Here is a 19,379-nt window from a genome sequence, read left to right as displayed (position 1 = left end):
AACAAAAAACCCCGCCGAAGCGGGGTTTTTCGAAACACTTTATGTTCGTTTACTGGAGCCGGGCGGGAAGGTCCGCGACCGCGCTCTTGACGATCTTTTCGTTGACCTCGGGAGTCATTTTCTGGGCCAACAGGTTACCAGTCGCCGCCATGGCCAACTCAACAGCCTGGTTGCGAACATCCTGAAGAGCCTGAGCTTCGGCCCGTGCGATTTTTTCGGCGGCCTGTTCTTCACGACGTTTCAGGGTTTCGGTCAGATGCTGCTTCGCTTCCTTCCGGATACGAGCGGCTTCTTCCTTGGCATGGCCGAGGATTTCTTCGGCTTCCTTCAGCGCATCACGCTGCAGGCGCTGATAATTCGCCAGAGCGGCCTGCGCTTCTTCGCGCAAGGCTTCGGCTTCCTTCAGCTGAGCACCAATAGCGGCGGACTTTTCGTCAAGCATACCGCCAACCTTTGAGACGACCGGCTTGATCGCGGCGATGACGAAGATGATAAAGGCAACCGCAACCCAGCCTGAAGCGCCCAGGCCTAGCAATGTCGGATCTTGTTCCATCACTTCGTCTCCATGGCCGCTGCGACCGCCTTGTTCAGGTCGGTCTTGGTGACCTTGACGCCGATCAGCTTGGCAACCGCATCACCTGCAACTTCGCTAACCACGTCCTTGACGTTCGCGAGCGCTTCGGTGCGGGCTTCGTCGATCCGGACTTCAGCTTCCTTGACCTTCTGAGCTGCAGTGGCATCTGCTTCCGCCTCGGCCTTTGCATTCTTGCCGGAAACGTCGTCCTTGGTTTTGCCGATCAGCTTGTGTGCAGAGCCACGGGCATCCGCCAAAGCCTTCTCGTAGTTTGCCTGAACCTCTTCGGCATCCGCCTTGAGCTTCGCGGCCTTATCGAGATCTTCGGCAATTCGGCTATGCCGTTCTTCCAGCACATACTCGATGCGCGGGATGGCAATCTTCGACATCGCGATGTAAAGCACGATGAACGTAACGAAGAGCCAGAAGACCTGGGTCGGAAACGTGCCGACATCGAGCTGCGGCAAGGTACCGCCGCCGCCATTTTCGCTGGCAGCCATGGCTCCCTTGGCAACAAGCGCCAGAGCGCCGGTGCCACCGAGCACAGCCGAAAATCTGAGCAAGCGCTTCATACCGCTGTCCAATTCCGTTCCAGTATTCTCATTTAAGCCGGAAAGAGCCGGACCGCAAAATGCGGCCGGCGGCTCTCACTCGAATCGGTCTTACGAGAACAGGATCAGGAACGCGATCAGCAGCGCGAAAAGCGCCACGGCTTCGGTCAGGGCGAAGCCCAGAATGCCGATTCCGAAGACTTCGCTACGCGCCGCCGGGTTGCGGGCGATGGAAGCAACGAGGGTGGAGAAGATATTTCCGATGCCAACGCCAACGCCCATGAGGGCAATAACAGCGATACCGGCGCCAATCATCTTCGCGGCTTCAACGTCCATGTTCAAATCCTTCCTTATGGATCAGGTAGTGCACATATCAGGCCGGAGATCCGGCCCGGTTTCTGGTTCCCTCAGGCCTCAATGCAGATGGATCGCATCATGCAGGTAGAGGCAGGTGAGAATAGTGAAAACATAGGCCTGGAGCACCGCCACCAGGATTTCGAAGGCGGTCAGTGCCACAATCAAGGCGAGGGGCGCAACCCCAAACACACCGAGCGCGACGACAAAGCCGCCGAACACTTTAAGCATCGTATGACCGGCCATCATGTTCGCGAACAGACGAACGGAGAGGCTGACCGGACGAACGAAGTAGGAAATCACCTCAATCGGGATCAACAGCGGCGCCATGTAAACAGGCGCGCCGGACGGGAAGAAGAAGGTGAAGAATTTCAGGCCATGGCGGGCCAGTGCGATCAGCGTGACACCGATGAACACAACAAATGCCATGGCGAAAGTAACGATAATCTGGCTGGTCGGCGTGTAATGGATGCCCGGGAACGGGATCATGCCGAACAGGTTACAGGCAAGGATGAACATAAAGAGAGAGAAGACGAAGGGGAAATACTTGCGCCCTTCACTGCCGACATTCTCTTTCACCATGTTGGCGACGAACTCGTAGGAGAGTTCTGCCATAAGCTGCCAACGTCCCGGAACAAGCTTCCGGCTGCTCATCGACAGGGTGAGGAAGCCGATGATCCCGACAATCGCCACAACCATCATGGCTGCAGAGTTTGTGAAGGAAAGATCCACGCCCCCGACCTCGATCGGGACATATGACTTCAGCTCAAACTGCTTGACCGGTGATGCCACGCGCCGTTCCCCTCAATCGTCCTCAGCCCGGTCTTCGGGCCGTTTATCTGTCGGAGACCGGCGGTAGCCCATCTGCAACCCTTCCCCAGTCGCAGCGCGATAGACATTCATCATGCCTCCGGCAGCGCCCAAAAAGAAGAACAGTATGAGCAGCCAGGGACCGGTCCCAAGCCATCTGTCCAAGAGATACCCGATACCGGCGCCAACACCGACTCCGGCAACCAACTCCACTCCGATCCGCATTGCCATACCGAGACCCTCGGTAGCCATGGAACCGCGACCGCCCTTCGGACCCCGCTCACTTCCATCCTCGCCACGAGCTCGCCTTAATCTGGTGTCCAGATCAGCGAGTGAAGGAGGATCGCTAGGCTTATCACCTGTCATTGAGCGAACCCGATTGGCCGAAGCCAGTTGATCTATCCCACTTCCGCCAGCCAAGGCCCGCGAAAGCGCCGCAAACATACGGAGGGGTCCTTTCGCTGTCAAGGCGGAAGCCGCACTGCGAAAACACGCCTAATATATTGATTTATATGAATTTTTAGAAAGACGCGTGCAATGCGGCTCTCTAAACGACGTCGCGAAGCTCCACCGCGCCCGCCAAATCGACGGAAACAAGCTGGCTGACCCCCCGCTCGGCCATGGTCACACCGAACAGCCGATCCATTCTGGCCATGGTCAAACGATGATGGGTTATGACGAGAAATCGCGTGCCCGTGGTCTTGCTGATCTCCTGCAACAAAGTACAGAATCGGTCGACGTTCGTATCATCCAGTGGCGCATCGACCTCGTCGAGCACGCAGATCGGTGACGGATTGGTGAGGAACGCGGCGAAAACCAATGCCACCGCGGTCAAGGCCTGCTCGCCGCCGGACAACAGGGACATGACCTGCATCTTCTTGCCCGGCGGGCTGGCCATGATTTCCAGCCCGGCATCCAGCGGGTCGTCGTCCTCGACCATCTTAAGGTGCGCCTGGCCGCCGCCGAACAGCCGGCTGAACAGATCCTTGAAATGGGCATTTACCCGCTCGAAGGATTCGAGCAACCGTTCCCGGCCTTCCCGGTTCAGGGTCTGGATCGCACCACGCAGACGGGAGATTGCCTGGATCAGATCGTCCCGCTCGCTCTCCATACCGGCGATTCTCTGCTCGAGCTCCTCGACTTCCTGCTCTGCCCGAAGATTCACGGCCCCGATCCGTTCCCGCTCCCGCGTCAACCGTTCCAGTCGCGTGCTCACCTCGTCCGCGTCCGGCAACGGTCCGTCGGAATCGATCCCGGCTTTCGCCAAGATCTCGTCCGGCCGGCATTTCAGGCGCTCGACAATCCTCTCACGCAGGGCATTGGTTGCCTGATTGATCTGCTCCAGCGCCCCCTCGGCGCGGATATGCGTCTCGCGTGCCTCCGAGAGCTCCCGGTCCGCCTGACGCGCAACCTCATCTGCCGTACGTTGACGCGCCTCCGCCTCGCTCAGCACATCCGCTGCCTGCTTCCGCTTGGCCTCGGATTGAGTGATCTGATCGATCAATGCCTTGCGCTGCGTCTCGATTTCCGCGGGGCGGGCTTCAAGACGGGCGATATCCGTCCGTTCCGCGATCTGCCGCTCGGTCAGCTCTTCCTTACGCGATGCCGCCCGCTCATTCCGGTCAGACCAGGACCGGAGTTCACCTTCGATGGCGGAAAGCCGCGTGCGACGAACCTCCGCCTCCCGCATCAGCCGGTCATGGGCACTGCGCGCTTCGGCCAATGCATTCCGGGTTTCCGCCAGTTCCTGTCGCGACGCCGCGCTCTCGGCCCGCAGGGTGGCAACATCGTCCAGTTCGACCTCCGCCGCCTCGGCCGTCACCCGCTGCCGTTCGGCCTCCTCGATCTCGCCCTCATACCGAGCTTTTGTATCGTCGATGGCGGAGAGTTTCGACTCGATCTCCGCCAGCAGCGCCGCCAGCTTGGAACGCCGCGTCCGGGCCGTCTCACTTTCAGTAAAGGCCTCCCGCATGGCTTCGCGTGCGGCCTTTTCGGAATCCACTGATTCACGCTGCGCGGTGCGCGCGGCATCGAATCGCTCGTTCGCCCCAGCTCGGGTCTTCTCCACCACAAGGATTTCCGATTGTAAGGCCCCCAGCCTGTTGCGTTGCTGCAGCCGAACCGCAGCAGAACTTGGCGCACCGGGGGCAACGACGAAACCGTCCCAGCGACACAGCCCACCGTCCCGGCTGACCAGACGCTGACCGTCCCGCAGAGCCGGCTGCAGAGCCTTCGCTGTCGCAAAATCGGTGACCACACCGGTAGCAGCAAGGCGGCGCGTCAGAGCGGCCGGTGCGGTCACACGCTTTGCCAGTGGCTCGACACTGTCCGGTAAGGAACTTCCAGTCTCGGCACCGGCCATCCCGCTCCAATAGCGCACATGGTCACCGCCCGATTCGGACAGCGGTGCTGTCAGATCGTCGCCCAGCGCCGCGCCGAGCGCCGTCTCGTATCCCGGCTCAGCAGAGACGGAATCGAGAATCGGCGCCACACCTCCGTCTTTACCTTCACCGGCCAGCAATTGGTCCAGCGCGCCTGCCTCCGCCGTCAGTTTCGCCAGTCCGGCTTCAACCTGCTGCAACGCTTCGCGCGCGGCGCTCTCCGCTTCCGTCGCGGCTTCCCGTTTGGCTTCCGATGCGTCAGCTGCAGCGCGCGCGGCTTCAAGCGCGGTCTCAGCTTCCGTTACAGCCAGCTCCGCCGCCTCGACCTCTTCTGGCCCTGCCGCCGTTTCCTTCAACCGCTGCCGGTCATCCTCCAGTCCGGCAATCTGCCGGGTCAGTCGCTCGATCTGTTCCCGCGCCATCCGGGCCTGGCGCTGGAGACTCGCCCGCCGCGCCTCGGTCGTCGCGATATGCTCCGTCATCTCCGACAGCTTTGTTTCCAATGCGTCGGCAGCGCGATTGATTTCGCTGAGCGCTTCGCTGGCCTCGGCCTGCGCTTCCGCTTCGCCCTCACGAGCGGCGGTTATTTCGGCATGCTCGCCCTTCAGCCGTTCCAGCGCTTCTTCCGCATCGGCGGACAACAACTGTTCGCGCTCAAGATCGTCCCCAATCTGGCGCAACCGCAGCTCCGCCTCGCTCTTCGCGGTGACGATTCGGCGCTCTTCATTATCGAGTTCAGCACGCGCCAGGGTGAGGCGCTGCAATTCAGCCGCCGCTTTCGCCTCGTCCTCTCTCAAAGACGGCAGGCTGGCCGCTGTCTCGGTCTGGATAGTGCTCGCCTCGGCGGCCTTGCGGGTCGCCTCAGCGACCGCATCACCGGCTTCGGCAACAGCCTTCCCGGCGACAGCACGCTCTTCCCTGGTCGCTTCCCAGCGACGGTGCAGCAGCACCGATTCCGCCGCGCGCATCTGTTCGGCGACCGTGCGGTAACGCTGGGCCTGCTTGGCCTGCTGACGCAAACCGTGGAGCTGGCCTTCCAGCGCCTTCAGGACATCTTCCAGCCGTTCGAGATTGGTTTCTGCCGCCCGCAGACGCAGTTCAGCCTCGCGCCGTCGCGCATAGAGGCCACGGATATTCGCCGCCTCTTCCAGCAGGATGCGGCGCTCGGACGGTTTCGCGTTGATGATGGCGCCGATCCGGCCCTGACTGACCAGCCCGGCGGAGCGGGCGCCGGTACCGGCATCGGCGAAGAGAAGCTGCACATCGCGCGCCCTGACTTCCCGGCCATTGACCCGGTAGGCGGAGCCCTTGTTGCGTTCGATGCGCCGGATCACTTCCAGCTCCGGCGCATCATTGAGGGCGGCAGGTGCCTTGCGGTCCTCGTTATTCACCAGCAGACCGACTTCGGCGAGATTTCGGGCCGGGCGGCCAGTCGTTCCGCCGAAGATAACGTCGTCCATCTCGCCGCCGCGCATCTGCTTGGCGGAGGTCTCCCCCATCACCCATCTGAGTGCTTCGACGAGATTCGACTTGCCGCAACCATTCGGCCCGACAACCCCCGTCATACCCTCTTCGATCAACAGCTCGGTCGGATCGACGAAGGATTTGAAGCCCGAAAGACGAAGCTTAGAGAGATGCAACCGTTAGACGCTCCTTATCCGGCCTCAATGTGCGATCGACGAGCCACGCCTACAGCGCGTCCTCGATCACCTCCTCGAAGGCTTCAAAGCTGAACACACCATCCAGCTTGCGTCCATTCATGACGAAAGACGGTGTCGAATTGATATCGTGATCCTTGGTCGCCGCAAGTCGCTCGTTCAAGATAAAATCGAGCAGCTTCTCGTCGGTCATGCATTCCTGCACCCGCTCTTCCGAAAGCCCGGCGAGACGCCCAAGTTTGACGAGCTCCGCGAAGGGGTTTTCCGACCGCGCCCAGACGCTCTGCTTCTTCATCAGCAGATCGACCATCGCCACATAGCGCTTGCCGTCGAGGCAACGGGCCATGGCGGAGGCGCGGAGCGCCCACTGGTCGAGCGGGAAATCCTTGAATTCCATCTTCACCTTGCCGGTGTCGATGTATTTTTCCTTCAGCTGCGGATAGACCTCGGTGTGAAACCGGGCGCAGTGCGGACAGGTCATCGAAAAATATTCCGAGATGGTGATCTTCGCATCCGGATCGCCGACCACCCGGGGCGCCATCGCCGCCTCCATGTCCACTCCGGCAGCCAGTGCCTTGAGCGGCAACCCGGCAGTGAATGGCGCGATCAACCCGAGCCCCAACACAAGATTTAGCGTTCTGCGGCGCACTATTAGCCTCCTGTTACAATATATTGAATATTAATGCGGCTTTTCTCTGTCCGCAACAACCTGCCCGCACGATGCGGTTTTCGCCCGCATGGGCGGCATCTTAAAACACTCTGCAGACCAATCATGTCAGGAATTAGTCCGTTTCCCGGAACCGGCCTTGGCGCGAGCCGTGACAGCTTTACCCAGATCCTCCAGCGCCTGCCGCAGATCGCTCCGCTCGACACCGGCAACGCTTTCCGTGACCTTCTGCGCCTCTTCCGGCTTCAACTGCCGCAGCTTCGGACGCAGGCTCTCGCGCCTTTTCGGCAGCGGGCCCTGCTTCAGCGCGATACGGGCAATAGCGGAATATCCGAAGACCATGTTGATACGCTCGATCAGCACCGGGATCTGATGCTGGATCTCCAGCGCAGCCGCCCCGGCAACGCGCAAGTGCAGCGTGCCGCCACCCGTGGCGCCTTTGGCAAAGACCATCTTTTCAGGCGCGCATTGCAGGGCAAGGACCTCTCCGACGATGGCCGGCCAGTCGCTGACAATGCGCGATTCGGCGAATCCGCGCCGACGCAACGCCTTGTCGCCGAGCGTAGGCGCGACAGCAGCAAGCCTGGCGAGACCGCCGATACGGCGGCGCCACGATGCCGGTTGTATTGTTTTGCCTGCTGCCGTCTTCTCGGACATTGCCGCGCTCCCCATGCGCACTAATGTAAGGGCTCCCGCGCCTGACCCAATGGAAATAACCCCAATGGAAATAACATAGACGTGACCTCGCCTGAAATCCTGCCCGGCCTTCTGCTCGACTGGTACGATCGGCACCGTCGCCGCCTGCCCTGGCGCGCTGAGCCCGGAACGCGGGCTGATCCCTACCATGTCTGGCTTAGCGAAATCATGCTGCAGCAGACCACCGTGGTCGTTGTCGGGCCTTATTTCACGCGGTTTCTGGAGCGCTGGCCAAGCGTCATCGCGCTGGCCGATGCGCCGCAGGAAGACGTGCTCGCAGAATGGGCCGGGCTCGGCTACTACGCCCGCGCCCGCAACCTGCATAAATGCGCCGGCGTTGTCCGCGATCTGCATGGCGGACGCTTCCCCGATACCGAAGACGCCTTGCTGGAGCTGCCGGGGATCGGCGCCTATACCGCCGCCGCCATCGCCGCCATCGCCTTCGATATTCCGGCAACGCCCGTAGACGGAAATTTCGAACGGGTCATGGCCCGGATGCACGCGGTCGAAACCCCGCTGCCGGACGCTAAGCCGGAACTGAAGCGCCTCTCCGCCGCACTCACCCCGCGGCAGCGTCCCGGCGACTATGCCCAGGCGGTAATGGATCTCGGCGCCACCATCTGCACCCCGCGCAAACCGAAATGCCTGACCTGCCCGTGGAGCGCGTCCTGCGAGGGCCGGATCGCAGGGATCGCCGAAGACCTGCCAAAAAAGAAAAAGAAACCACCCAAGCCGACCCGCAAGGGCGTCGCCTTTTGGATCGTCAACGGACGTGGCGAAATCCTCCTCCGCCGCCGCCCGCAAAAGGGCCTGCTCGGCGGCATGGTGGAAATCCCGTCAAGCGACTGGCGCGAGGACGAGGTGCCACTGCACAAGTCCCTCACCGAAGCCCCGATCAAGGCACAATGGACGGAATTACCGGGCATGGTCCGCCACACCTTCACGCATTTCCATCTGGAACTGACGGTGTATCGCAGCCGGGCCACGGGAACGCGCCCGTCAGACAGTTTCTGGCATCCGGTGGAGAAGATCGGCGAAGCGGGGTTGCCATCCGTGATGGCGAAGATCGCGAAACACGCCCTTCGCCACCAGTAGACACCATCAATGCCGGAAGTGGCGCATCCCGGTCATGACCATGGCGAGGTTCTTTTCGTCCGCCGCCTTGATCACTTCGTCATCCCGCATGGAGCCGCCCGGCTGGATCACCGCTGTGGCACCGGCTTCGGCGGCTGAGAGCAGGCCGTCGGCGAAGGGGAAGAAGGCGTCGGAGGCGACGACGGAGCCGATGGTTCCCGGCTCTGCCGCACCAGCGGCTTCGGCCATGTCGCGGGACTTGGAGGCGGCGATGCGGGCGCTGTCGACGCGGCTCATCTGCCCCGCGCCGATGCCGACCGTGGCACCGTTCTTCACATAGATAATCGCGTTCGACTTCACATGCTTGCAGACCCGGAAGGCCATCAGCATATCGGCCAGTTCTTGGCTGGTCGGCTGGCGCTTGGTGACGACCTTCAGGTCGGCCTCCGTGATACGGCCATTGTCCTTGTCCTGCACGAGGTAGCCGCCAGCGACATTGCGCACGGTGCGCGCCGCCGCCAGAGGATCTGGCATGCCATGGGTCAGCAGCAGGCGGAGGTTCTTCTTCGCCGCCAGCACCTTACGGGCGTCCTCGTCGGCATCCGGCGCGATGATGACTTCCGTCATGATCTTTGTGATCTCTTCCGCCGTGGCGCCGTCGAGCGTGCGGTTGGCGGCGATGATGCCGCCGAAGGCGCTGACCGTATCGCAGGCATAGGCCCGCTGGTAGGCGGAGACAAGATCGTCCCCGACAGCAACGCCACACGGATTGGCGTGCTTGATGATGGCAATGGCGGGCTGGGCGTCGAACTCGGCGACCAGCTCGAAGGCGGCGTCCGTGTCGTTCAGGTTGTTGAAGCTCAGCTCCTTGCCCTGGATCTGCTCGGCATTGCCGACGCCCGGGCGCAGATCGCCGCTGCTGTAATAGGCGGCGGACTGATGCGGGTTCTCGCCATAGCGCATGATCTTCGGGGCGGCGCCGGAGAAGGTGATACGGCGCGGATAGGTATCGCCGATCTCGGCCGCCAGCCAGGTGGAAATGGCGCTGTCGTAAGCGGCCGTACGGGCATAGGCAACCGACGCCAGCTTGCGGCGCAGGGCGTAGGTCGTCGCTCCCTTGTGCGCGTCCAGCTCGGCGATCAGGTCGGCGTAATCTTCCGGATCGACAACGGTGGCGACATGCCCGTGGTTCTTGGAGGCCGCGCGGATCATGGCCGGGCCGCCGATATCAATATTCTCGACGCAATCGTCATACCCGGCGCCGGAGGCCAGCGTGCTTTCGAACGGATAGAGGTTCACCACCAAAAGATCGATCGGCGCGATCTCGTGCTTTTCCATTGCCGCGACATGCTCGTCATTATCGCGCAGGGCCAGAAGCCCGCCATGGATCGCGGGGTGCAGCGTCTTCACCCGTCCGTCCATGATTTCCGGGAAGCCGGTGTGGTCCGCAACCTCCGTCACAGGCACGCCTGCCTCGGCCAGCGCCTTGGCGGTGCCACCGGTCGAGAGGATCTCGACGCCATGCGCCGCAAGCGCCTTGCCGAGCTCTACCAGGCCGGTTTTATCGGAAACAGAGATAAGAGCGCGGGAAACGCGGACGAGATCGGCTGCCATCTTTCGGGACCCGTTCCTGTGGATGAATTGCGGAATTCGGGGCAGCTTATGCGCGGGATGGCGACGCGGGTCAACCGGACGCCTTGTCGCTGGAGGGCACCGCCTGCTTTTTCAGCCGGGATTCGCGCACAGCGATATAGGTGGTGCTGACGAAGATCATCGCCCCACCGATCCAGGTATAGAGGTCCGGCAATTCGTCAAAGATGAAAAATCCAATAAATGCCGCCCAGATCAGTTTGCTGAAATCAACCGGCAGGACGACCGAGGCATCGGCAAGCTTCAGGGACTGATTCATCGAAATTTGGGCAATCGTGCCGAGAACGGCGATCAGACAGAGCCAGCCCGCTTCCTCCACCGTCGGCCAGCGCCAGAAGAAACTGGCGGCGACAAGGGTGATGGGAGACAGAAAGACGGATGCGTAGACGGTGATGGTGACGCTAGATTCGGTGCGGGTCAGGAACTTGATGATGATCAGCGCGAAAGACCAGACGATTGTCGCCGACAGGATCAGGATCGGGCCGAGACCGACGTCGGTCACACCCGGCTGGATGATCACCAGCGTTCCGGCAAAGCCGATCAGGATCGCAATCCAGCGTCTTATCCGTACGACTTCTCCCAGAAACAGCATGGCCAGCAGGGTGGCGAAGAGCGGTGCGGTGAAACCCAGCGCTGTGGCCTCGGCCAGCGGCGTGATCGACAGGCCATAGAAGAACATCAGCATCGCCGCCGCATTCACCGCGCCGCGCAGAAACAGCAGCTTCATGTTGTTCGTGCGCAGAGGTTGGAAGCGCTGACGGATCAGCAGCGGGGCCAGAACGAAGAGACCGAGGAAGGAGCGGAAGAAGGCAATCTCGAACGGATGTAACTCCGCATTCTTGCCAAGATCCCGGATGATCGCATGCATGCAGACGAACATGGCCGCAGCAAGCGCCATGAGGAGGACGCCGCGAACCGGAGCCGGCAGGCGGTCGACATAATGTTTGAAAACAATGAACTTGGACACGGGACCAAGCTAGATCCGGCGGCCATCTCGCACAAGCGAAGAGGCGGCACATTAATGGTGCCGCACCGCCGCGAATTAGGGCTGTTGGTCCAGGATCAGAACGTCGCCCAATCCGGCTTTTCCGGCAGGATCGTGCTGCCGCCCGCGCTGAGCACCGCATGCTCCAGATCCTCGAGCACGTTCACCCGCAACATGGCCAACGCCATAGTCCCCGCGCCCGAACGGATCTCGCCTACCTCGCGATCGTCCCGCATCACGGGTGTGCCGGGCGCGGGCATTTCACCGTCGAGGATGCGCACCGGCATCAGCCGCCGTTTCACCAGGCCGCGATACTTGGTCCGGGCCGTCAGCTCCTGGCCCATATAGCAACCCTTCTTCCAGTCAACGCCGTTCAACTCATCAAACCCGGCTTCCAGAAGAATTGTTTTCTCAAGCTGCATGTCCCGGCTGCCGTCCGGCACGCCGAGCTTGATACGGGCAAGGTCGTACGCTTCCTGCGTGCTTTCGGTGAGGTCGCGCGCAGCGATAAAACCTTCCAGCTTGTCTGTTCCAATGATCGCCCGGGCACCGAGCCCGGCATGGCGCGGATCGGTGAAGACCACGCCGCCCTCAACCGCTTTCGCCATTCCTGCCTCTGCATTGAGGCCCAGCTTTTTCGAGGCATCATCCCCGGTAATGACCAGAACCCGGAACTTGGCGCTCACGTCCTCGACGGTGACGTCGGAGCGCAGCTTGTAAAGCTTCAGCCGTTTCTGGAAATCAGTCAGCCGGTCCGCTTCGCAGTCCAGCAACAGCGCGCCATCGGCCTCGGCAATCATGAAATCGAAAAGATATTTTCCCTGGGCAGTCAGAAAGGCCGCATGGATCGTCCGATCCGGTGCAACCCGCTCCACATCGTTGGAAACGAGACCCTGCATGAACTTGCGTGCATCCGGGCCAACCACGGACAAAACGCCGCGAGAGGGGAGTTCGACGAAATCAGGCATCTTGGCATCCGAAGTTGGACAATGAGAGGCGGCGCCCCAGTCAAAAGACTTTCAATGCCCCTCTAACTTGCCATTAGAAGACGAAACTTCAACGGCCTTCTTGCGCAATCGATCACTCGGACCAACAACGCTATGCGGGGATATGTTTGGCAAGGACGTTGTAAAGGATAACGGGATCGACCGGTTTTGCAATGTGATCTACCATTCCGGCTTCTCGGCTGAGCTTCCTGTCCTCGCCGAACGCGTTCGCCGTCATGGCAATGACCGGAACGGAACGATACCGAGGATCCTGCCGGATCCGGCGCGTCGCCGTGAAGCCGTTCATCTCGGGCATCTGAAGATCCATCAATATCGCGGAAAACGCATCTGCCGAATGGGCTGCGAGGCACTCCAGCGCATCCCGGCCGTTCGCAGCAACCGTTACCTTGAGGCCAATCCGTTCTAGGATTTCCCTCGCGACATTCTGATTGGCGATATTATCCTCGACAACCAGCACGGAGCGCCCTTTCAGATAAGCTGGAACGACCGGTTCGGCGTCACGATCAGCAATGGTACCGGCCCCCACAAGACCAAACAGCTTGAGCAACAGCCGACGCAGTTGCGTCGGCGGAATTGCTTGTGGCATGACACCGTCAGCGCCGTTCAGCAAAAAATCCTCGCCCGCACCCGACGCCCTGACGAGCACCTTTGCCCGGCTGTCCAAGTGCCCTTCTCCGGTACAGCCTCTCGTTTCCAGCGCCGTGCGCAAATTCGATAGATTTTGCCCCGATGCCAAGGCCTGACCGAGCACAACCAGATCGAACGGCATGGGTGCAGCGGCGACCGCCTCTATAGCGCGCTCACAATCGGCCGCGTTCCAGGCCCCAACGCCGATGGATGACAGAGCGCCAGACAGAAGTTTACGCGCGCTGGCGCCCTCATCGACGATCAAAGCCCGAAGCGCGCCCTCGGCCATTGGAAGGCGCGTGCCAGCAGGAAACTCATCATCTTCATGGACCGGGAACGTCACAGTCACATAAAACGTGCTGCCACGGTCAATCTCGCTCTCGACTCCAATCTCCCCGCCCATTTGCTCCACAAGGGCTTTAGATATGGCAAGGCCCAGACCGGTCCCGCCAAACTTGCGGGTCGTTGAGGAATCGGCCTGACTGAAGGCCTTGAACAACCGTGCCACCTGCTCCTGCGTCATTCCGATACCGGTATCGGACACCTCGAAACGCACAGTCACACCGGCACCCTCCCCATCCACCAAGACGACGGAGAGGGTGATCGTGCCCTGCAGCGTGAATTTCACAGCATTGTTGGTCAGATTGAGGAGTATTTGTGCGAGACGGAGAGGATCGCCCACGAACGCCTCTGGAACGCCCTCACCGACGGACAGAAGCAGATCAACATCGCGAGAATGCAGCTGATTTCCTGCTAGCGTAAGGACATTGCCGAGAACATCGTCCCGCTTGAAGCGAACCTCTTCAAGTTCAAGCATGCCGGCGTCAATGCGGGAAAAATCGAGAATATCGTCAAGAATTCTCAGTAGTAATTGGCTCGAACTCTCGACTTGCGTCAGATGATCTCGCTGCTTTTCGTTAAGCGAACCGCGCAACACCAGCTGCGTGAAGCCGATGATCGCGTTCAGCGGCGTCCGGATTTCATGGCTCATATTCGCAAGAAACGCCGCTTTGGCGCGCGCAGCAGCCTCGGCATCTTCCTTAGCCTGCCGAACTTCGTCCTGGTCGTTCATCCATTCGGTGACGTCAACCAGAACGGAGACCCAGCCGCCGGATGCCGTTCGCCTCGTCCGACGTTCAATATGCTTCCCGCGCTTCGGCCAATACTGATAGGAATAGTCCAGATCGGGGGTCTTGTAATAACTCTGATAACGTTCCCAGACTTGCTCGAAGGTCATGCCGGGACAGGACTTCACGACATCCATCTCGTACCGCAGCAAACCGGCCATACCGCCCATTTCCTGCAAGAGCTCGTTCGTGTATCCTTGGATCTCGGCAAACGCGTCGTTCCATGCGCGAAAATTGAAGTCCTTGTCATAGATGACGATCGGGTGCGGAAGAGCCTGCAACGCCGCGTCGAGATCCTCATGCAATTGGTTCGAACGGTCACGTTCGATGGCGAGATCGTCAGCAGCATGGCGAATGGCAAAGAGCATCCCGGCCACCGTCGCGCCCAAAGACGTCAAAATGCCAAAATCCATATCGGAAAATGGCTGCTCCCGGTCGGATAGGGCAATAATGGCTCCAACCGTTCGTCCTAACAGCACGAGGGGAACTGCCAATCCGGTTTCAGGACCACCTTCCCAATCCGGCGAGCCTGCAAAAATGACTCGGTCCCGGCTCTCGATACATGCCTCGGCCATTTCAACGGCATAGACTGGGTCTACAGTCCCGGGCAGAGGTTCGGACGGAATAATCGAAACCGTTCCTGACGGGTCTACAGTCGCGAGAAGTACAGTCTTGCACGGAAATATCTTCGGCAGTCTCGCCTCAAGAATATCCCGCATTTCCGTTATGCTCTTACACCCGGTGAGCCTCTCCGAAAGCACGGCAAGTTCTTTGACAATGAAATCAGACTGCTTAACCAATGCCCCGTCCTTCGGTCCCGTGACAGGATCGCCACACGCATTCATGTTTAAGTGAAGCAAAGACTGACGAAATGAATGGCCTTGTGAAAAAATATAGACATTCAACGGGAAATGGATCCGGGCTCTGACACCGGCCCGGATCCATAAGCAATCAAAGACGCCTAATTATGCTTTCTTTTACAGAAAACCGCGCCGCGCTCGGTCAGGTTGGTGACCCGATGTTCAAATGGCCCGGTTCGCGTAAGGATCGACTCCGGTTGGAGATCGTATTCCTCCAGTTCAATGCTTCCATCTTCCCGGCGCACCTCGCGACGGAACTTGAAAGGTGTCATCGCACGCACGGAATAGGTCTCCCCAGCTCCGTATTTATGCCAGTCCGTCGCATCTCCAGCTTCCGGAAGGACGACGATGTCCCCTTCCCGTTTCGGAGATCGGACCACAACGCCGTCCCCTTCGCCGGTTTCAAAAAATTTTACGGCCATCATACATCCCCAAGTGTTGGTGGCAAAAAATCACCAATAGCATTTTTCAGGGAAAGGTAAATTGATTTGCGCTGAAAATGTTGTGGATATGCTTTTACGTCCGACAGATAAGAAAACAGTTCTATCGGCCAAGCCCGCTAGTGGACGCCAGATCAGGATTGCAGAAAATCGAGACGCTTTCGGTTTACTTCAAAAGTACGAAAACGTCCCGGTCTTGAGATTATCTCGAAGCAAGGCCAAACGTCTGTTTAGCTCTTAATCAATCGGCGACTTCGAGGTCGGCGATCACTTCGTGAGAGAGCGTCTCGAGCCTCGGCATTAGGTCGAGCAAATGCCGTGAATACTCATGCTGTGGCGATTCGAAAAGAGTCTCGGTCTCCGCCACTTCCAGCAGCTTGCCGTATCGCATCACTCCAACCCGGTCACACATCTGCCGGATCACAGGCAGATCATGGCTGATAAAGAGCATCGTGAGCCCGAGTTCTGACTGCAAGTCTTTCAGCAGGTTGAGAATCTGGGCCTGAATAGAGACGTCGAGCGCAGAGGTCGGCTCGTCACAGATCAGGAAGCGCGGGCGTGTGGCCAAGGCGCGGGCGATGGAGATGCGCTGACGCTGACCGCCTGAGAATTCGTGCGGGTATTTCCGGGCAGCCTCGGCGCCGAGACCGACATGCTCAAGCAAATCCATGACGATCTGCCGGGTCTCCGCTCCGCCCGCGGCAAGACCGTGGAACCGGATGGGCTCAGCCACGATATCCAGCACCTTCATGCGCGGATTCAGGGATGAGAAAGGATCCTGGAAGATCATCTGCATCTGCCGCCGGTATCGATCCATCTCCGACTCTGTGCGGACTTCGGTCAGGTCGGCACCGGCGAAGTGAATGTGGCCTCCGGCAGGTTTGTAAAGCCCGGCTATGGCTCGGGCGATGGTCGATTTTCCGCTTCCACTCTCACCAACGAGACCGAACACCTCGCCCTGACGGATTTCGAAAGAAACCCGGTCGACCGCATCAAGATAAATCCGGTTTTTCTTCAGGAAAGAGAATTTGGTGAGAAAGCGGACATGGAGGTCTTCAACCCTGAGCATCGTCTCGCCGCCGGACTCCGTCCGTCCGGCGCCGAGCCAGTGGGTAGCAACATCAATGCTCCCCCTGCGATCTCCAGCGCTTTCAATATATTCGACAACCGGGAATCGTTTGAGGCGCACATCAGGACGCGGCACGGCACTGATCAGGCTCTTGGTGTATTCGTGGTCCGGATCGCCAAGGATCTTTTCTGTACGGCCTTCCTCGACAAGACGGGAGCGGTACATGACCGCGACTCTGTCAGTGACTTCGGCGATCACCCCCATATCGTGGGTAATCAGAATCATGCCCACGGCCCGTTCCCGGCACAGCTCGCGCATCAGCTCAAGAATTTGGGCCTGGATGGACACGTCGAGCGCAGTTGTCGGCTCGTCGGCGATAATTACTTCAGGGTCCGCGCACAGGGCGAGCGCGATAACCACGCGTTGGCGCATCCCCCCGGAGAACTGGTGCGGGTACTGCTTGATCCGGATCTTGGGATCAGGGATCCCAACACGCTCAAGCAAGCTCACGGCGCTCGCGCGCGCTTCCTCATCACTCTGCTTCAAATGCAGCTGGATCGTTTCCATCAGCTGCTGCTCGACAGTCTGCAGCGGGTCGAGAGAGGTCAGCGGATCCTGAAAGATCATACCGATCCGCTTGCCCCGGATCGCACGCAACGCGTCCTCGTCAAGATTGTCGATCCGGCTACCCTTGAGATAAATCTCGCCGCCGGCAAGGCGCCCCGGCGGCTCAAGCAGGCCGATGACCGCGTTTCCGATGGTCGATTTACCGGCGCCGGATTCCCCGACCACCCCAAGAATTTCGCCCGGCTCGACCGAAAGGCTCACGTCACGAACAGCAGTGAAAATCCCGCGCCGTGTCGGAAATTCCACGGTCATATTCTTGAATTCAAGCAAACTCATCGTGCGATCACCTGAGTTTCGGGTTGAGCGTATCGCGCAGCCAGTCGCCGAGAAGATTGACGGCGAGGACAAGCACGACCAGCGCGATGGCCGGGAAGAAGGTGATCCACCAGAGGCCGGAGAAAAGGTACTCGTTACCTACCCGGATCAGCGTCCCAAGCGATGGTGTCGTTGGAGGCACTCCCTGTCCGAGGAAACTCAACGTCGCCTCTGAGATGATGGCAAGCGCCAGACCGATAGTCGCGAGCACAAGCACCGGGCGCATCACGTTCGGCACAATGTGACGCGCCATGACGATAGCCGGACGCAAGCCTATGACACGGGCGGCCTGGATATATTCCTTTCGGGCCTCAACCAGAGTCGCGCTGCGGGCCACCCGGGCGAACTGCGGCCAGTCACTGAGCCCAATGGCGAGAATAACGACATAGATCGCCATTTCATCACGCAGCTCCGGCGGCAGAACGGACCGTAGAATTCCGTTGATGAGAATAGCGGTCAGAATTCCCGGGATCGTCAGCTGAATATCTGCAAGCCGCATGATGAGCGTCTCGAACCAGCCGCCAATATAGCCGCTGATCACGCCGAGCGCGACACCGAGAAACATGCCGAGAAACACGGACGCAAACCCAACGAGCAGGGAAATCCTGCCACCATATAGAATGGTCGAAAGCATATCCCGGCCCTGATTGTCCGTACCGAGCAAGTAGGCAGGATCCCCTCCCACTTCCCAGGCCGGCGGTTTCTTGCCGTCCCAAAGCGAAATCTGCGCCGGATCGAAGGGATCAAAAGGTGCGATCAGCGGTGCGCCGAACGATGACAACACAATCAGCGCCGTAACAAACGCAGCTGCCATCGCCATTGGGGAATGGAAGAAGGAATAGGCTATATCATTGTCATTCAGACGCGCCCAGAGGCCCGGCTTTTTGTCATCCTGTTGAACAGCCATGGGTTAATGCCCTCCCTCGGCGCGCAAGCGCGGATCGATCACGAAATAGAGGATATCGACCACAAGATTGATGGTGACAAAGATCAGTGCCACGAAACAAAGATAAGCGGCCATGATCGGCACATCGACGAAGTCCACCGCCTGGATGAACATCAATCCCGTCCCGGGCCACTGGAACACCGTCTCGGTGATCAGGGAGAACGCAATCAGACCGCCGATATTCAGGCCTATGATCGTGATCACCGGCACCAGCGTGTTCTTCAGCGCGTGGTTATAATTGATCCGGTTTTCCGGCAGCCCGCGCGCGCGGGCGAATTTTATGAAGTCGGTGCGCATGATCTCAAGCATTTCGGCCCGCACAAGCCGGAGTATCATGGTCACCTGGAACAGACTGAGCGTGAGTGCCGGCAACAGGATACTGCGCCAGCCATCGACGGTCAGGAGGCTTGTCTTCCAACCGCCGAGTTCGACGGTTCCGGCACGGCCGGAAGATGGCAAGACGCCCATATTCACGGCGAATATATAGATCAGGCTTATGCCGATAATGAAGGTTGGCAGACTGACTCCGACAAGGGAAACAGTCAGGACCGCCTTACTGATCCAGCTGGTTCTGTTGATTCCCGTGAACACGCCGAGCGGAATACCGAGACCAAGAGCGATAAGCGCGGAGACAAAAACCAGCTCCAGCGTTGCCGGGATCCGTTCGGCGATCATCTCCGTCACCGACCTCTTCGTCCGGTAGGAGAGCCCGAATTCGCCCTGCAAGGCGTTTTGCATGAAGCGGGCATATTGAACGAAGAACGGATCATCAAGGCCGAGCACGTCGCGAATTCGCTGCCGGTCCTCAAGGGTGGCTTCCTGCCCGACCATATTGTCGACTGGATCACCGACATAGTTGAACAGCGAGAAAGAAATGAACGAAACCGCAGCCATGACCACAAGGGCCTGCAGCATGCGGCGCGCTATATAAGTAATCATGCGTGTGAGGCTCGCCTGAAAC

General features: G+C 59.7%; 17 protein-coding genes. 1 reads left to right on the top strand and 16 read right to left on the bottom strand.

Annotated elements, in window-relative coordinates:
• Nucleotides 1-49: 49 nt before the first annotated feature.
• The 8 genes from ABJ076_RS07070 to ABJ076_RS07035 form a co-directional block, all read right to left on the bottom strand.
• The gene (locus tag ABJ076_RS07070) at nt 50-553 is read right to left on the bottom strand and encodes a F0F1 ATP synthase subunit B (protein WP_348194540.1); all 504 of its coding nucleotides are present in this window, start codon (nt 551-553) and stop codon (nt 50-52) included.
• The gene (locus ABJ076_RS07065) at nt 553-1,146 is read right to left on the bottom strand and encodes a F0F1 ATP synthase subunit B' (protein WP_348194539.1); all 594 of its coding nucleotides are present in this window, start codon (nt 1,144-1,146) and stop codon (nt 553-555) included. The genes ABJ076_RS07070 and ABJ076_RS07065 overlap by 1 nt, the downstream gene beginning before the upstream one ends.
• A gap of 90 nt (nt 1,147-1,236) precedes the next feature.
• Nucleotides 1,237-1,461, bottom strand: coding sequence for an ATP synthase subunit C family protein (locus ABJ076_RS07060; protein WP_028466437.1), 225 nt, complete (start codon nt 1,459-1,461; stop codon nt 1,237-1,239).
• Nucleotides 1,462-1,539: 78 nt separating this feature from the next.
• Entirely contained in the window at nt 1,540-2,271 is a 732-nt protein-coding gene (locus ABJ076_RS07055; RefSeq protein ID WP_348194537.1) for a F0F1 ATP synthase subunit A, read from the bottom strand.
• A 12-nt stretch (nt 2,272-2,283) separates the two neighbouring features.
• Nucleotides 2,284-2,541, bottom strand: coding sequence for an AtpZ/AtpI family protein (locus ABJ076_RS07050; protein WP_348194536.1), 258 nt, complete (start codon nt 2,539-2,541; stop codon nt 2,284-2,286).
• Between the two features lie 295 nt (nt 2,542-2,836).
• Nucleotides 2,837-6,310: a chromosome segregation protein SMC gene (gene smc, locus ABJ076_RS07045; protein ID WP_348194535.1), complete on the bottom strand. Its 3,474-nt coding sequence runs from the start codon at nt 6,308-6,310 to the stop codon at nt 2,837-2,839.
• Nucleotides 6,311-6,359: 49 nt separating this feature from the next.
• A complete protein-coding gene (locus ABJ076_RS07040; RefSeq protein WP_348194534.1) occupies nt 6,360-6,977 on the bottom strand; it encodes a DsbA family protein in 618 nt (205 codons plus the stop codon).
• Between the two features lie 126 nt (nt 6,978-7,103).
• The gene (locus ABJ076_RS07035; protein ID WP_348194532.1) at nt 7,104-7,652 is read right to left on the bottom strand and encodes a DciA family protein; all 549 of its coding nucleotides are present in this window, start codon (nt 7,650-7,652) and stop codon (nt 7,104-7,106) included.
• Between the two features lie 81 nt (nt 7,653-7,733).
• Between ABJ076_RS07035 and mutY the strand changes: the two genes are divergently transcribed.
• Entirely contained in the window at nt 7,734-8,786 is a 1,053-nt protein-coding gene (mutY, locus tag ABJ076_RS07030; protein WP_348194530.1) for an A/G-specific adenine glycosylase, read from the top strand.
• Nucleotides 8,787-8,792: 6 nt separating this feature from the next.
• Here the strand turns inward: mutY and purH are convergent, their stop codons facing one another.
• The 8 genes from purH to ABJ076_RS06990 all read right to left on the bottom strand — a co-directional run bounded on the left by purH (nt 8,793) and on the right by ABJ076_RS06990 (nt 19,357).
• Nucleotides 8,793-10,379 carry a bifunctional phosphoribosylaminoimidazolecarboxamide formyltransferase/IMP cyclohydrolase gene (gene purH / locus ABJ076_RS07025; RefSeq protein ID WP_348194528.1) on the bottom strand — a complete coding sequence of 529 codons (1,587 nt, stop codon included), beginning with the start codon at nt 10,377-10,379 and terminating at the stop codon, nt 8,793-8,795.
• A gap of 70 nt (nt 10,380-10,449) precedes the next feature.
• Entirely contained in the window at nt 10,450-11,382 is a 933-nt protein-coding gene (locus tag ABJ076_RS07020) for an EamA family transporter (RefSeq protein WP_348194526.1), read from the bottom strand.
• A 95-nt stretch (nt 11,383-11,477) separates the two neighbouring features.
• Entirely contained in the window at nt 11,478-12,368 is an 891-nt protein-coding gene (locus tag ABJ076_RS07015) for a folate-binding protein (protein WP_348194524.1), read from the bottom strand.
• Nucleotides 12,369-12,498: 130 nt separating this feature from the next.
• Complete coding sequence (locus tag ABJ076_RS07010; RefSeq protein WP_348194522.1) at nt 12,499-14,961, bottom strand: ATP-binding protein; 2,463 nt, start codon at nt 14,959-14,961, stop codon at nt 12,499-12,501.
• A 161-nt stretch (nt 14,962-15,122) separates the two neighbouring features.
• Nucleotides 15,123-15,443, bottom strand: coding sequence for a hypothetical protein (locus ABJ076_RS07005; protein WP_348194520.1), 321 nt, complete (start codon nt 15,441-15,443; stop codon nt 15,123-15,125).
• Between the two features lie 259 nt (nt 15,444-15,702).
• Complete coding sequence (locus ABJ076_RS07000) at nt 15,703-17,433, bottom strand: ABC transporter ATP-binding protein (protein ID WP_348194518.1); 1,731 nt, start codon at nt 17,431-17,433, stop codon at nt 15,703-15,705.
• A gap of 7 nt (nt 17,434-17,440) precedes the next feature.
• Nucleotides 17,441-18,379 carry an ABC transporter permease gene (locus ABJ076_RS06995; RefSeq protein WP_348194516.1) on the bottom strand — a complete coding sequence of 313 codons (939 nt, stop codon included), beginning with the start codon at nt 18,377-18,379 and terminating at the stop codon, nt 17,441-17,443.
• A gap of 3 nt (nt 18,380-18,382) precedes the next feature.
• Nucleotides 18,383-19,357 (bottom strand): ABC transporter permease, encoded by a 975-nt coding sequence (locus ABJ076_RS06990; protein WP_348194514.1) that lies wholly within the window; start codon nt 19,355-19,357, stop codon nt 18,383-18,385.
• Between the last annotated feature and the right edge of the window lie 22 nt (nt 19,358-19,379).

This window comes from Nisaea sp., assembly GCF_039990255.1.
GTDB lineage: Bacteria > Pseudomonadota > Alphaproteobacteria > Thalassobaculales > Thalassobaculaceae > Nisaea.
This window is presented reverse-complemented; position numbering and strand designations above follow the sequence as displayed.